13 protein-coding genes, 1 tRNA gene and 2 pseudogenes are annotated in these 15,474 nt (G+C 36.7%); 6 read left to right on the plus strand and 10 right to left on the minus strand.

Annotated features, from left to right (window positions below):
• The first annotated feature begins 112 nt into the window (after positions 1-112).
• From MKX49_RS22800 to MKX49_RS22820, 5 genes are all read left to right on the plus strand, one after another.
• Positions 113-820 (plus strand): MgtC/SapB family protein, encoded by a 708-nt coding sequence (locus tag MKX49_RS22800; protein WP_048683326.1) that lies wholly within the window; start codon positions 113-115, stop codon positions 818-820.
• A gap of 489 nt (positions 821-1,309) precedes the next feature.
• On the plus strand, positions 1,310-2,329 hold the full coding sequence (locus tag MKX49_RS22805) for a beta-propeller fold lactonase family protein (RefSeq protein WP_340877889.1): 1,020 nt from the start codon (positions 1,310-1,312) through the stop codon (positions 2,327-2,329).
• Positions 2,330-2,596: 267 nt separating this feature from the next.
• Positions 2,597-2,669, plus strand: a tRNA-Ala gene (locus MKX49_RS22810).
• A 545-nt stretch (positions 2,670-3,214) separates the two neighbouring features.
• Positions 3,215-4,438, plus strand: coding sequence for an IS110 family transposase (locus MKX49_RS22815; RefSeq protein WP_340876652.1), 1,224 nt, complete (start codon positions 3,215-3,217; stop codon positions 4,436-4,438).
• A gap of 300 nt (positions 4,439-4,738) precedes the next feature.
• Positions 4,739-5,230, plus strand: a complete 492-nt coding sequence (locus tag MKX49_RS22820) for a hypothetical protein (protein ID WP_340877890.1) — start codon at positions 4,739-4,741, stop codon at positions 5,228-5,230.
• A gap of 233 nt (positions 5,231-5,463) precedes the next feature.
• Here MKX49_RS22820 and MKX49_RS22825 read toward each other — a convergent pair whose 3' ends face one another.
• Together MKX49_RS22825 and MKX49_RS22830 are read right to left on the minus strand one after the other, a co-directional pair.
• The gene (locus MKX49_RS22825; RefSeq protein ID WP_445670142.1) at positions 5,464-5,898 is read right to left on the minus strand and encodes a hypothetical protein; all 435 of its coding nucleotides are present in this window, start codon (positions 5,896-5,898) and stop codon (positions 5,464-5,466) included.
• 240 nt (positions 5,899-6,138) lie between these two features.
• Positions 6,139-6,570 (minus strand): hypothetical protein, encoded by a 432-nt coding sequence (locus MKX49_RS22830; RefSeq protein ID WP_340877891.1) that lies wholly within the window; start codon positions 6,568-6,570, stop codon positions 6,139-6,141.
• A gap of 486 nt (positions 6,571-7,056) precedes the next feature.
• Between MKX49_RS22830 and MKX49_RS22835 the strand changes: the two are divergent.
• Positions 7,057-7,460: pseudogene (locus tag MKX49_RS22835) on the plus strand (tyrosine-type recombinase/integrase); the annotation flags it as partial.
• 141 nt (positions 7,461-7,601) lie between these two features.
• Here the strand turns inward: MKX49_RS22835 and MKX49_RS22840 are convergent.
• From MKX49_RS22840 to MKX49_RS22880, 8 genes and pseudogenes are all read right to left on the minus strand, one after another.
• Positions 7,602-8,408 (minus strand): glycosyltransferase family 2 protein, encoded by an 807-nt coding sequence (locus MKX49_RS22840; protein WP_340877892.1) that lies wholly within the window; start codon positions 8,406-8,408, stop codon positions 7,602-7,604.
• 229 nt (positions 8,409-8,637) lie between these two features.
• Entirely contained in the window at positions 8,638-9,432 is a 795-nt protein-coding gene (locus MKX49_RS22845; RefSeq protein ID WP_340877893.1) for an FkbM family methyltransferase, read from the minus strand.
• Positions 9,433-9,958: 526 nt separating this feature from the next.
• Positions 9,959-10,168: a hypothetical protein gene (locus tag MKX49_RS22850; protein WP_340877894.1), complete on the minus strand. Its 210-nt coding sequence runs from the start codon at positions 10,166-10,168 to the stop codon at positions 9,959-9,961.
• Positions 10,169-10,770: 602 nt separating this feature from the next.
• Entirely contained in the window at positions 10,771-10,986 is a 216-nt protein-coding gene (locus MKX49_RS22860; protein WP_340878626.1) for a hypothetical protein, read from the minus strand.
• Between the two features lie 950 nt (positions 10,987-11,936).
• Positions 11,937-12,509 carry a recombinase family protein gene (locus tag MKX49_RS22865; RefSeq protein ID WP_340877895.1) on the minus strand — a complete coding sequence of 191 codons (573 nt, stop codon included), beginning with the start codon at positions 12,507-12,509 and terminating at the stop codon, positions 11,937-11,939.
• Between the two features lie 314 nt (positions 12,510-12,823).
• The gene (locus MKX49_RS22870; RefSeq protein ID WP_340878606.1) at positions 12,824-12,934 is read right to left on the minus strand and encodes a YjcZ family sporulation protein; all 111 of its coding nucleotides are present in this window, start codon (positions 12,932-12,934) and stop codon (positions 12,824-12,826) included.
• Positions 12,915-13,391 carry a hypothetical protein gene (locus tag MKX49_RS22875; protein WP_340877896.1) on the minus strand — a complete coding sequence of 159 codons (477 nt, stop codon included), beginning with the start codon at positions 13,389-13,391 and terminating at the stop codon, positions 12,915-12,917. The genes MKX49_RS22870 and MKX49_RS22875 overlap by 20 nt, the downstream gene beginning before the upstream one ends.
• A gap of 592 nt (positions 13,392-13,983) precedes the next feature.
• Positions 13,984-15,260, minus strand: a pseudogene (locus MKX49_RS22880) (IS110 family transposase).
• Positions 15,261-15,474 lie beyond the last annotated feature (214 nt).

The following is a 15,474-nucleotide window of genomic DNA, read 5'->3' on the forward strand; positions in this document are numbered from 1 at the left end:
TAGAACTCTATTCTACTATGTTAAAATTATTAGGGTAGTTTTTTTTGAAAAACGGGTATATGGCAACAGACGATTTTATTCTTCGATAATAATTCGGAAGTGGTGAAACAAAATGGAATGGACATTCGACCCTCAATCGGAACTGCAAATCCTTATCAAATTGGGGATTTCAGCTCTCCTTGGACTAATTATCGGCCTAGAGCGAGAAATGAAACGAAAACCCGTTGGATTAAAAACAAGCCTGGTCATTTCAATCGTCAGCTGTTTATTAACGATCGTTTCCATGGAATCCGCTTATAAATTCCCGGGTAGCGACGACGTTAATATCACAATGGATCCCTTGCGTCTTGCGGCCCAGATCGTTTCCGGCGTCGGTTTTATAGGTGCTGGCGTCATTCTCCGGCGTGACAACAACAGCATATCCGGTTTAACGACAGCCGCCATCATCTGGGGAGCGGCGGGAATCGGGATTGCCGTTGGAGCTGGTTTTTTTCTCGAGGCCATAGCCGGCGTCATCTTATTGATCATTAGTGTGGAATTGGTGCCCGCAATCGTCACCTGGCTCGGACCGATGAAGTTACGGCAAAAAGAAATCTTCCTACAGCTTGTTGTACAAAATAAAGATGACATTGCAATCGTACTGAAAAAAATCAAAGAAGAAAAAATATTCATCAAAAATCTCAGAATCAAAGATGTGGCAAATGACAACCACCTTTTGACCCTTAAAGTTCTGGTCGATCACAAAGTCAGAACATCGGAAGTGTATTACACCGTCTCCAATCTTAAGGAAATTGCACGGGTGGAAATCGAAAATGTATAATAAAAGGGGTTGGGAATTAAACATTCCGAACCCCTTTTGAAATTCTCCTTAACTTCCCTCCATACCTATACGAGTCCACTCTGTTAAACCATTTTTGACCCCTTGGCAAGTCCAGTTAGGCACCAATTAATGGCTAAGTCTTGCCTGCATAAATCAATCGAAACTTCCACAATCCTCAGTTTTTATCTCCAGCATCAGAATCTAACACCTATATATAGACATTTACTATCATCCACCTGTCAGTGAGGAAGTCTAGTGTTACGTGACTTCACTGCGGCCTTATTCATCTATGGGGTCCACTCTATACATTTATTATAAATTATAAATTTGCAAACTAACCAAACCGATATCCTGCTCTATACGTTTATATATAGTGAAAGGAAGAACCCGGCTTGATTAAACATTTTAAAGAAAGGTGGTCAGGACAACCAGCATGATATTGACAGGGATATAAACAATTATCAAGAAATTAATTTCCCGAGGTGAGTGATGTTAAAAAAAATGAAGGTAAAAAGTATATGGATTATACCCTTACTATTTGTGTTTTTCATACCAAATGTAATAGGTGCTTCTTCTATTAAAAGTAAAAGCCCAGAGTTGGCGACAGGCTTTGACACCCACATCACCAACAATTCCCTTGCCGTAAGTCCGGATGAACAAATAGCGATTGTCTCGGATAGCCGTGAACAATCCATCCTGGTCTATGATCTTACCAAAGGCAAGTTGCGTAAAAAGATCGACGGCTTCGGTTCACCGAGAAACATCGTGTTTATTGATGGCGGCTCAGAGTTTGCCATCTCTGACAGTACGCTCGGTACGATCCGTTTTTACAGCTTAAAAAATTTCACCTTGAAAGATGAAGTTGTCGTTGGTCCGGGTGCATTTGGGACTGCTGTCAGCCCGGATGGCAAGACATTGTATGTGAACAATCAAGCACACAATTCCGTCACGGTCGTGGATCTGGAAAAACGAAAACCGATTGACGTCATTACCGGTTTCGCCCAACCAAGGCAGGGCATCAAAGTCTCTTCGGACGGAAAATATATCTTTGTCACGAACTTTCAAGGAGATAAAGTGTCTATCGTTGATGCCACCACCAAAAAAATCATTCGTGAAATAACAGGGTTCTCCAGTATACGCGGAATCTCGATTACCGCTGATGGAAGAACATTATATGCCGCCAACAGCGGACGCAACAGCATTTCCGCAATTGATACGCTAGACGGTAATATAAAGGGTGAAATCAAAGTGGGACGCGAGCCATATGGCGCTGCTCTATCGCCTGATGATAAACTCCTTTTCGCAAGCAACAAGGCTGATCATACGATTGACGTGATAAATGTCGCTGATCACCGCATAGTTAAAACAATCGGGGGGTTCAAAGAACCAAGGCAAGCAATCGTCTTTAGCCAGGATGGGGATCAGGCTTATGTATTAAACCGTGATCTCTCCATTGCCCGTGTTGATGTTAAAACATACACCATCACGGATATAATTCAGGATAAGTAAAAAAATACAAGCTTAAAATACTAGAATCTGATGAAGCACGTGATAAATGAAAATGAACCCAGAGATGGATTAACATGAAATCTTTTGCGGCAGGTCTTTTACATCCAATCGTATAAACAAAAAATCTGTAGCTACGTGATTCATCGCGTCTCTAGTCTGATCCGTTTGACTATCCTCAAACGGATTTTTTATCATTTTTGCAAAAATCTTATATTTTATATTGACTTTTCACCAAAATCCGATAAAATAATTATTGTACCTCAATTCGGGGCATTAGCTCAGCTGGGAGAGCGCTACGCTGGCAGCGTAGAGGTCAGCGGTTCGAACCCGCTATGCTCCATATCCGAATAACCTTGCGCAGCAAGGTTATTTTTATTTTTATTAAGTCATTATTTTATGATGCTCAGTATCTGGTCACGAGTTTGGTCACGATGCATACGAATATGAAGAAATGAGGCTAAATTTTATCAATTGGGTAGCTATCCGGAATCTTTAGATAAAAATAATTTATTATAACTTTTCAATAAATTATAGCCGTTCTTTTCATATAATTAATCTTTTAGTTAAAGCAAAGGAGTTGCAGTCGCAGCTCCTTTCTTTTTCCTATGGAACTACGCACCCGTTAGCCATCCATGAAGCGCAAAAATCAGCGCTTCACCACAGAGAATGAAAATGGTTCAGAACGGTCAATACTGATTCTACGGCTGGGAGAGGAAGGTCGATGAACTATGGTGCGTTAGAGCCCATCCGTTAGTCTGACTCCAACGACCAAGGTGCACCACTGACTGTCGCTCCCTTACGGGAAGCACACATGGTAGATTAATCCTATTCTGGTTTTTGCACCAGCCTCCAATTGTATTGAGAGCCGTAGAAAGGATGTTTTCAATGGAAGTAGTCATTGAAAGAGCATGTGGTATGGATGTCCATAAGGACAATATTACTGCATGTATTATGACACCAGAAGGAAAGGAGATTCAAACGTTTTCAACAAAAACTGTTTTTCTAATACAGTTAGTGGATTGGATTAAAAAGAATAACTGTACTCATGTTGCCATGGAGAGTACCAGTGTATATTGGAAACCTATTGTTAATTTATTAGAAGCTGAAGAGATTGAATTTTTGGTTGTGAATGCTCAACATATGAAAGCAGTGCCAGGGCGTAAAACAGATGTTAAAGATGCAGAATGGATTGTCAAACTTCTTCGTCATGGACTTCTAAAAGCTAGTTACATTCCAGACCGAAATCAACGGGAACTACGTGAACTAGTTCGGTACCGTAGAAGTATCATTGAAGAACGTGCTAGACAACATAATCGAATCCAAAAAGTGTTAGAGGGCGCAAATATTAAGCTAGGCTCTGTCGTTTCAGACGTTATGGGTGTTTCAGCTCGAGACATGCTTAACGCAATTGCCGAAGGTGAAGAAGATCCTGAAAAACTAGCAAACTTTGCTCGACGCACAATGAAAAAGAAGAAAGATGAACTAGAACTCGCCCTTAAAGGTTATATCAATTCGCATCAACGCCTCATGTTAAAAACCATTTTAAAGCATATTGATTTTTTAACAGAACAAATCGAGATGCTCGACCAAGAGGTCGAGGAAAGAGTAAGCTCCTATCAAGAAGATGTGGAACGATTAGACTCTATTCCTGGTATAGCTACAAGAATGGCTGAGCAAATTTTATCTGAAATTGGGACTGATATTAAGAAACAGTTTCCAAGTGCAGCTCATATGTGTTCTTGGGCAGGACTAGTTCCTGGGCATAACGAAAGTGCGGGAAAAAGAAAATCGGCTAAAACAAAAAAAGGAAACAAGTATTTGAGATCAGCATTAACAGAAGCAGCTCATTCTGTAAGAGGATCTAAAAACTATCTCGGAGCACTGTATAGGCGTACAGCATCACGAAAAGGTAAGAAACGAGCAGGAATAGTAGTCGCTCATGCCATGTTACGTATCTCCTATTATCTCTTAACTCGAAAAGAAATGTATGTAGACTTAGGCGAAGACTACTTTGATAAACAGAGACAACAATCAATTTTTCGGCATTCACTAAGAAGACTTGAAAGTTTAGGATACACAGTTACATTACAAGAACCTGAAGCATCTTAATCCAGTCCACTTACCTACAATAAATCAGTAAATTAGGCGCTCTCCCCTTTTTAAAAAAACAATGAGCTGCGTCTTCTTAAGTATTGCCTTTTCCCCTAAATTCCAGAAGTCTATTTTCATGGTAGTTCATTAAACTTATTGTAGAGTTGACACAACTGTGACGAAAAAAAAATAATGGTTCCTTGATTTTACTTCCCAAATAGGTACAAATTAACATCATTCAACATAATAATAAAACATATGGAAAATAGACCTGGGAAAGCACTAAGCTATTCCCTTTACATTTGGAGGGTAATAAACATGACATTTCCTCTATTTATTGTTACTGGACAAAGTGGTTCTGGAAAATCAACAACTGCAAAAGAAGTAAAAAGAATTATGGCTCATTTCTATGTTTTTGATATGGATATTATCGTTAATAATGATGATTATCAAACAGCTTGTAGTAATTGGATGAAAATTGCTTATTATAATGCTTTAAGTGGACGCAACACAATTTTATTTGGTAATGTCCCACAACCATATAATATTCACATTTGCGAACATCCCCAATTATTTCATCCTATTTATTTACACCTACATTGTAATGATGCTGTACGTACCAAACGTTTAAATGCTCGTAAAGTATGGGATGCAGTGGGTATTCAACATACTCTTAAGTTATCCAAAGAAATGGTTGATAAGGCTCAAGCTTCAGTTCCCCCAATCCCTATCATAGATACCTCAAATACACCAGTATTACAAGTTGCTGAACAGATTAAGAGATGGGTAAAGAATAATAAGCTAAAATAATATGGTTCAATTCCCTTATGAATATTTTGTTCCTTTAGCACACAGTACGAGTAAACCAGGACACAAAAAAGTAACTATCCCGGCAAAAGATAGTTACTCCTTAAAAGGAAAATATATTTTGAATACCACATTAAATTATATGTTGGTGATGTAAAAGATGTTCAGATAATTATTTAATGTTGAAGGAAGCAAAGCCTGTGAATCCTCCTTATAAGAGTGAAAATTAGATGCTTTTAAACTCTTTTATAATTAGACTTTAAATATCGGATAACATCATCTTCTCCGTTCTTTTTTAACATGGATATTGTTCTATTAGGGTCTTTGAAATAGCTTGTTATGTATATACACATTCCTAATTTTAGAGAAATTTCTTTATACAATTCTGCGTGTTCTGTTTCTTCTATGGTTGTATGAAATAAATTCATGATTTCGGTGAAATATTGTATAGATTCATTTACTGTTGCAATCAGATGACCGAAAAGTTCATCAGTTATGAAGTGGTTGAACATCCCAGTAAATTTCCCAGAGGATGCTGCATCTTTTATTTGATCACCGCTAACATCGGGTATATATGAAGCATTTTGCTTCAGGCTTTCAATTTTGCTTTGATTGACATCAATACCAATGACATCAAAGCCCTTTTTCACAAAAAGAAGAGCAAGAGGCAAACCTACATAACCTAGGCCAATTACCCCTACCTTTTTAAAATGGGCATTATTGTGCCTTACTTTTTCTTACATATTTTTCTTCCCCCGCTTATAATTATTTTGTTTATCCTATGCGGATAAATGTAGAGGGAAATAGGCTAGTATAACAGGAAAACAAAATATAAAGCTTAGATTAGTAAATTACGCAGAAAAATTCTGTTGGAACCCCTAATTAACCTTGTTGACATAACGGAAGGCGTATTAACGTTCTAATTCCCATTGATTTCTCTTTTTGCTTTTACCTTTAACCTTCTGTCGCTGACGTTGTTGTTCCTTCTGCATTTCCCTTCCTGCCTGTCCAATGTCCTCCATAATGGAGCCAAATAAGTCGATCCCTTTTTCTTGTGCTTGAATCTGACCTTTAAACGCAGGAACTCTAGCTTCCATTTTTCCTAAAGTGTACAACTGCTTTTCAAGGTCCACTCTTCCGGAAACACCTTCTTTTTCCATCGAATCTTGGTAGGTTTCACGTGTAGAAATAGTCTGGTCATACTCTTGTTTAGCCGATTTTGAAACAAGCAGTTTGCCTTTCAAGAAAGGATTGTTCTCGATTTTTTCAACAAGGGCATAATACTTTTCATAATTGTTCAGATAGCCTTCCGCACGCTGCAGGCGTGACCGGTGCTGATTCACACCACACGATCTATTTCACCATGAAGCCTTCGAATGTCTTCTTTACGGGTATTTAGCGTTTTCTGGATAGTCTCAATTGGTACCACCTTATTTCCGTTTGCATTATTAACTTCCATAAGCTTTTTAGCCGTTTCAAGGCTTATATGGCGCATTTCAGGACGTTCAGGATATAAAGAGGCCACTCGACGTACAAAAGCGTTCTGATGGGCTGTTCCTGCCTTTTCTAAGACCTTTCTTGCTTGATGGATTTGTCCACGTGTCTGTCGATTTTTTTCTAGGAGACCGGGATAATCGTTGTGTTGAAAATATAGACATTATGTCCTTTTCCGCCTTTAGATTTATTCGTATTTTCGATGGATACGATCCCTAAATCCTTCGCTTTTCTTAGCATCCGTTCAAAAGTAGATCGGCTTACCCCAAACCCATTCAATTTTTCATTGATGGCTTTTACTAGCGTTCCGATCTTGGCGTTGGCTACACCTGCAAATCCTGGACCTTAAAAGCAAACAACACAAGATTCTCCGGGTTAAGGAAGGTAAAACGCAAAAAATCCGCGACATGTATATCGCGAATTGCTTTAAGGAGGTCTATGAGTACGCCAAAAACGTCCCGAGTCCTATTTATTTCCGTCCAGGAAGGGAGAAGGCCCCATTACCCCTACTCAGGCCTACAGACAGTTAAATAAGGCTGCAGAGTTCGCCGGCGTGGAACATGTCGGCAATCATACCTTACGAAAAACGTTTGGTTATTGGTTTTACAAAGCCACGAAGGATATTGCCATGTTGCAAAGGATTCTCCATCATTCCCATCCTTCTGTTACCCTGCGTTATATCGGCATTACGGAAGAAGAAACGAACAACGTATTGAAACATTTTAGCGTTTTTCACTAATCCCTCTTCTTTATTTTCTTCAAGTAATTTTATTCAGTTTGATGCAATTAGAACGTTACTTCTTAAGATGAATTGCTAATTCTAGCCATTGGTTCATCATTGATTACTAGGTAAATTGGGGTATAAATGGAATAATCACTGCTATTTAGCTTTATTGAAAGTTAGGTCTTTTAATAAAATATAACCGCTTTCTATATTCCATAGAGGTGAGTATTCTCCTCCCCATTCTTCTAACATATATTCATACATTGACATTCTCAAATGATTAAAATTTATTAAAGATAACTTACCGTCATGTTGGGATGTATTCATATTTATTGTAATATTATGAAGAAATTTGTTAACATGTATCCAAGAATATTTATTAGCGAGTCTTAGAATCATTTGCACATCTTCAAAAAATCTCCCCTCCCATTTATCAAAAGGATAATCTATAATCCATCCGCCCATATCAATAATTGACTTTGTTCGATAACATCGGGGGTTTATCATAAACGACAGTTTCAATAAAAGGTCATACTTATTTTCAAAATTAGGTGCGATCATGGGCTTAATATTATTAAGTTCATTTTTCTTATCATAGTAATAAAAATGGTGATTTCCGTAAGCAAACCCAGCAGATGGATTAGAATGAAGTGCAGACACAAGCTCTTTTGCTGCATTAGGTTCAAGCCAATCATCACCATCTAACTGAATGAAGTAGGGGGTTTTAATATACCGTAATGCTTCATTTAATAATTTTGATGTCCCTCCATTTTTTTTCAATTGAATTAGTTTTATTCTTTTATCAAATAAAAAGGGGGTTATTTCTTTAATAGATTGATCGGTAGAGGCATCATCTATTATTAAAATAGAAGAGGGAGCTAAAGTCTGATTAAGGGCACTGCTAATACAACGAATCATGAATCCTTCTTTATTATAAACAGGGATTACAATGGTATATTCCAACTGTTTCATTCTCCTTTTTTCTCTTTGATTTTCTCGTAGTCGTTCCAACTCAATGTAGTCACCGTATTGTTTGCACTCTGAAATAGTAATAACTTCTAATTATAAAATGCTTTTCTAATACACTGCTAATAGCTTTTTCAATAAATAATTCCTTATTTATAAAGGGATTACAAATATAATTCCTCCCAAAACTGAAGCTAGGGATAATCCCACACTTAAGATCTAACGATCACCATTGCTCATCGGTAAATAAAAACATTCCAAGATTTTTTAAATTTAATATTGTATCTTTATTAACGAGATTCCCCTGCGGATCATATATAAATTTGTAAAAATCTAAATTATTCACTAAATTTTCTGTCAATGAAACTATGTCGAGTGAATTGGCATCCATCTTTGAGTTGGTATTCTTGCTTAATCTTAAATTCAATGCTTCATGTAAAAACGGAGGATGCAGGGATAAGTACAATGTCGGTCTGTTCTTTTTTAAAAATTCCTTAAGAGCAGGTATTAAAAAATATTCTCCTGCTTCTATATCCATTTTTATAAAATTAAGATCTTTTAAATTGTAGTTTAGTGTTAGTTCTTCTATGGAAGTGGCAATGACTTCAAAATAATCTTCATCTGTTCTTGTAGGAAGAATGCTTGACATAGAGTCTCCAAGCTCATCTCTTTTATATAATTTGATATGCCCAGGCCTGTCCACTATAGCTGCATTAATACAGGTTACTTTTGAAGAAATCCTGGGATTTAACTGTATATTTTTAATCAATTCTTGATATGCAACAGGGTCTGGCTCAATTGCAAATACATTTTTAGCCTTGTGAGCTCCGTATAAAACAGTAGGACCAATCCAAGCACCAATATCAAGATATGAATATTTATTATTTAGGAATCTATTGAATATTTGAAATGTTTCTATTTCCCAACTTTGAATTCCGTCCCAAAACTCTTGAAAATAGGGTGTAGAATTGACTAAAAAATCAACACCTTGCCTATGAATAGCTAGTGTGTTGGCATCCATTAATAACAGCTCCCTTTTTGTTTGTTTTTTTGCTTTTGATATTTTTCCTACTAGACTGAAACATAATGAAACAAAACCAGTTCCAATATATGGTATATATATATATATGTTTCGCGGCAAAGTCTGTTTAAGACATTCACCCATTAATAGAAAGTTTTGGAAAATTATTATGCAAACATTTAATTAGCTAAATCATATTATTAGTATTAAATTACACTAGAGTAATCAAAAAGGAGGAATAAGGTCTTCTGTTGTTCGTGGAGATAGATGCGGGGCAGGACATCATATGCTGTTTTTGTACAGCCTTCCTATTTTCACTGTTTGTACTATATATATACCTTAGTAAATTATGCAGAAAAATTCTGTTGGAACCCCTAATTAACCTTGTTGACATAACCGAAGGCATATTAACGTTCTAATTCCCATTGATTTCTCTTTTTGCTTTTACCTTTAACCTTCTGTTGCTGACGTTGTTCTTCCTTCTGCATTTCCCTTCCTGCCTGTTCAATGCCCTTCATAATGGCGCCTAATAAGTCGAGACCTTTTCTTGGGATTGAATCTGACCTTTAAATTCAGGAACTCTAGCTTCCATTTCCCCTAAAGTATGGAACTGTTTTTCAAGGTCCATTCTTCCAGAAACGCCTTCTTTTTTCATCGAATCTTGGTAGTTTTCACGTGTGGAAATAGCCTGGTCATACTCTTGTTTAGCCGATTTTAAAACTCCTGAAAAATTCAAATACTCACCTTAAATAACAAATATGATATCTAGGTGCTCAATGTAAGAACTAAGCAAATAAAGGCAAAAAAGATATTTACATTGGAGAGGGGAATCTAGCAGCTTGAAAGTTAGTTAGAGGTGCCTCTGCTAAAATTTCTCCGTTTGCACCTGCGCTAAATATTACTTGTACCCGATCTCCTGCTTGTAACTGAAGGATTGTAGTAACCGATAGTCCAATAGGTCTTGATTTCTCAAAGAAGTCATTTACAATATCTAAATCATCTCCGTTTACGTTAATTGCAATGGATGCGACATATCCTTCTTTTAAGAAATGCTTTTTTTGTCTTTTGAAGAATGATTTTTTTTACAATAATCACATTTGCAATTATCTTTTTTGTTTTTTGAGGAATTATCGCTTTTACTTTTTGACGGACAAAAGGAGACTTTTGCTGTTATCTCATAAACTCCATTCTCAGTTGGAATAAATGTTGATATATGCGGATTATATTCATTTGCTAAATCAAATTGTTCAGTTTGGTATAAAACTTTTACAGAGGGAGTAACCGTTGCTTTGTAAAGTTGTGGTGTGTTCTTATTAGCCCTAAAAGCAGATGCTCGTACTAGATTATGTTTCTTATGGTCACAGTGACAGTCATTGTGTTTCTTATGACAAGAATGGCAATCATCCGGTTTCTTTTGATTACAAATACAGTCACTGTGTTTTTTATGACAACAATGACAATCATCCGGTTTCTTTTGATCACAAATACAGTCATTGTGTTTCTTATGACAAGAGTGACAATCATCCGGTTTCTTTTGATTACAATTACAGTCATTGTGTTTCTTATGACAAGAATGACAATCATCCGGTTTCTTTTGATCACATTTCTTATAAAGATATGTGGTGTCTACAAAGGAATTACAATGTGAAATATGATAACGATTTTTAATTATAATCACCTTTTTCTTTTTTTACTTTCGGGTTATTTTATTCATTAAAAGAAAAGATGTTTGTACAATAGGGTACAAAAGTGAAAATAAATCTAACTCAAACAGCAAAAATCTACTGGTTTATAAACCGTTTTTAAGAAGGTTGGTTGTTAACAAAAAGGGGTTGAAGTAATATTAGAAAATTAACTTCTAAAAAATTTTTAACACTAACTAACAGGTAAGCTAGTTCATTAAGAAACACTAAAGAAGAACATAATAAGTGGTCTCTTTTATTTGTTCAAAAATCAACATCAATATTAACAAAGCCAAAAAAAACAATTGCTGATCCTGATTAGCACCCACCTAGCATGTGTTGACCCTTGAGACCGTATTTTTTATAAGAGATGAATCGTTAGACGGCTTAGACTTCTCAGAGGTGGACACAGGGATTCAACCTCTAGTGTGCTTGCCTTGCTCTATGGGTATTTAGATTGTATAGACCCTTTTCAGTTTCGCTTACCTGACGTAAACAATGTTACCTTGCTGTACTCGACGTTCAATGTATTTATAAGGAAGATATCCAAATCTCCCATACCATCATTTTGATTTATTACTTCTTTGTTTGGTTTTTCAAATTCCTTTTTGATCGAATAAATTGTGTTTCTAGCTAACTTGGTTTTCTGAAAAAATGACAAAAACACATATATATTTATTTCACAGTACGAACACACTACACTTGTTGAACTAAACTGCATAAACAAAAGAAACTACAGATGGCAGCCGGATCTTCAATAAAGCGTATTAGTTCAAGAAGTAGTCACTGCAAATGGAAATAATGCCACAAGAAAAAAGACGATTAGCTATTGCTAGTCATCTCTTTCACTTTAGCATAAATAGTGGAACGTGGGACACCTGTCATTTTGGCTATATCATTAACGCTTAAACCGTTTGAACCTCTTTCATCATAAAGCTTTAAAGCCTTCTTAACGTCCTTCTCGTCCTTCCCTTTCCTACCCATATGTTTCCCCTGTGCCTTAGCACGTTCCCTACCCTCTGCTGTTCTATCTATAATTAGATCACGTTCAAACTCAGCAATAGCCCCCAGCATAGTGAACATTAGCTTTCCTGATGGTGTACTAAAATCAATCTGTTCTTTGATGAATACTAAAGCTATTCCACGTTCTTCTAAATCCTTAGCAATCTTTTGTAAATCAAATGTACTCCTAGCTAGTCTGTCTATTTTGTAAACAACCAGCTTGTCACCTTCCCTTAAATAGTCCAACGCCTTAATCAGTTCCTCACGATCACTTTTAGCTCCACTTTGTTTCTCCATGAATATCTTCTCACAGCCATATTCTTTTAACTTCTCTTCCTGTAAATCTAATGTTTGGTCAATGGTGCTTACACGTCCGTATCCTATAATAGCCATTATGTATAACCTCTTTTCATTTATCTAAAAGTTAGTTAACTTCTGTAATTTTATTCTAGACTAACTTCCGGACAACGTTAAGGATTATTTTTAGGGGGAATTGAGCTGTTTTTTCAAGTCTCTAGAACTTATAACTTTTAGACACGTTCGTAAATGTACATAACAACCAGAGAACGTTCGTAAACTCAAAACAGACTTTTACAAACGTGTACGTGAGATTGAAGAAGTTGAGAGCATGAATGTAGTAGACACAAAAGTGTCTGCAAATTTGAAAAAACCACCAATAAAGGTCGGTTTTTTTCAAACTAATTTCATCAGAAACCGCCACCGAAACAGCTAGCTCCAACAATGATTAAGAGTATAAACAAAACGACTATGAAGGCGAAACCTCCACCAAATCCGTGGTCAAAACCGCCGATGCCAATTCCCCAGAAAGATTTGTGGTTTGAGTGAATAACATCGGATAAATTCCTGTAAATACGATTTGCTTTTTTTTCTATTGTCTAAGACTGCTCTTCTTTCCCATGGTTCAATATTTTTTGGGTCTTTTTTTTGCATCCATTTAGAAGCATCATTAGGATTTTTAATGAAATATTTTAAAAGCCATAAATTTCCAAGTGATTGTCTGTACATGACCAAACATTCATCTTCTAATCCCATTTTCAAAAGATGATATGCGGATGCTATATGGTTAATTAGTCTTCCAGATATCAGGTGTCTAGCATGATAAAATGCTACACCCTCATTATCGAATCTTCCGATATTATTTAATTCATTTAAGAAGCTCAAGCTATCCCAAAAAGCCTTGTCTCTATCATCTAAGTGCTCCAAAAAGTCTTGTTCCTTTTTACTATTATAAAAGTCACTTTTTATATTTTTCATTTCATATTTCATCTCCATCTAAACTTTTATTTTCCTTATGTTAAATGCCGATGGTGAAATCTAGGTATAACTAATGAAATTATTGATTACCTGGGCGGAAAAGCTTTTCCCTCTTTGTCTAATTCGGTTACGAACATAAATAATCCTTTTTCTTGATGAACTCCCTCAGTTTAATTCGATTTTCTCACAAATACTCGCTTATTCGCAGGATTTCATCACCCTTGAATTTAAGTTCATGGTTAAAACGGAGTGATTCAGGACATGAAGTCTTCGTGAAGGCATAGGGAAATAAAGGAGTTGTACAACACTCCACATTTTACCATATAATGTACATTCTCCACGCCGCCCCTGGAGGCTTTCCCTCCCATGTCTCAACGGGTCAATTGCCCTATCATTCCTTCGTCATGCCTATCCAAGGGGTGGAGGCCAGTTATGCTAACCTGATGGGTCGGTGCCCTTTTGTTCAAGTAATCTGGTACTCCGTACATTTTTGAGATCCTACGAATAAGCCAACATTAGTAAAAAGAAAACTATGAACATTAGTTTTTAAAGGTTCCCTTCGAGAACCCTATTAAAAAATCCCCCTTTAAAACTACGCAATCATTTCAGTTATAGGTTGAACTTTATCTGCACAATAAGACTCGTTTCTGCGTGCTATTCCAACAAATATCCTAGCTAGCTTACCCACCAATTTCATAATCGATTTCATTTTCTTCATTTTTTTCACCTTAACATTATGGGAGTGAATGGCTCGAAATTCCGTGTTATTCATCACAAGGCTCATGGTGGCTAAGTAAAGGGAAACGCCTTAGCCTAGATCGCCCTCGTTTAGAGATGACAATTTGGCCTTTCCACTTTCCAGAGCTTGCTTCAGCCAGATGCAACCCAGCGTGTCGAAGTAAAGAATTACCATGTGAAAAACCACTTAGATCTCCTGCTTCACCTAATATTCCGGCTAAAGAAATTTCACTAATTCCCTTAATGGCAAGCAGCTTCTTGGCAAAAGGTATTTGTGTTAATACATCCTTAACCTCCTGTTCCACTCTTTCGAGTTGTAAGACTGCGAGATCATACTCCTCTAATAATTGTTCCAAATGAAATTTATACGCTTCAAGTGCTTGTTTTGTGCCGACAGATTTCCTAGCTAACTGAAGAAGTAATTGAGCCTTCTTTAATCCAGGCTGCCTCTTCATTATTGATTTCCAACCTGAAACAACATCATGAGGTTTCAGGGAACGCAGTTCCATTGGAGATGGAAATAAACGAAGTGTGGCGATTGCCCCTTTAGCAGTAATGTCTTTAAATACTTGCCTGAGTTCGGGAAAGACAATATCCACCCAACGGTTTAATTGATTAATAGTGCTAACCAAGTCGTTTAACTACCACATCACGGTTAGACATAAGGACCCTAAGTATTTCAAATGATTCTGAAGTGTTCCTGACAAAGGTGTAGTAACCGTTCTTCACCATATCAGCGATGACCAGGGCATCTTTCTTATCACTTTTCGACTGAGTATTATCACGGTTTTCTTTATTCCTTTTTACTAAGTGAGGGTTTACCGTTACTACCTCAATTCCTTGTTTAAATAGCCATTTTGAAAGATTAATCCAGTAATGGCCTGTAGGTTCCATTCCCACGATGGCTGCCTCCAGTTTATTTAATCTTTGAAGCTTATCCATCCATTTTAATAAACTAGCAAATCCATCTTCATTATTTTCAAATGCAAGTGGATCTCCAACTACAATTCCACGGAAATTCACTGCTCTAGCCACATGTAATTGTTGGGCAATATCCACTCCAACAACAAGGTGTTTATCGGAAATTCTTTCTATTAGTTGATTTTGTTTATCTTGCATTTTAAACTTCATATTAGGGTTCCTCCTAAGGTTTTGAGTTTGAGTGGTGTCTTACTCATATCTTACTGAGGAGCCCTATTTTTTTCAAAGCTGAAAAATAACGAACTACAGGAATGCTAACCTGTCCCGTTAGTTCATCAAGAAAATCAACAACATCTTTTAACAGAGCCAAGGATAAAAAGGAAAACTATCCTGTATTTATACAATTCCCGATAAGCACAATATT

Origin of the sequence: Peribacillus sp. FSL M8-0224, from assembly GCF_038003055.1 — a bacterium.
Taxonomy (GTDB): Bacteria; Bacillota; Bacilli; order Bacillales; family DSM-1321; genus Peribacillus; species Peribacillus frigoritolerans.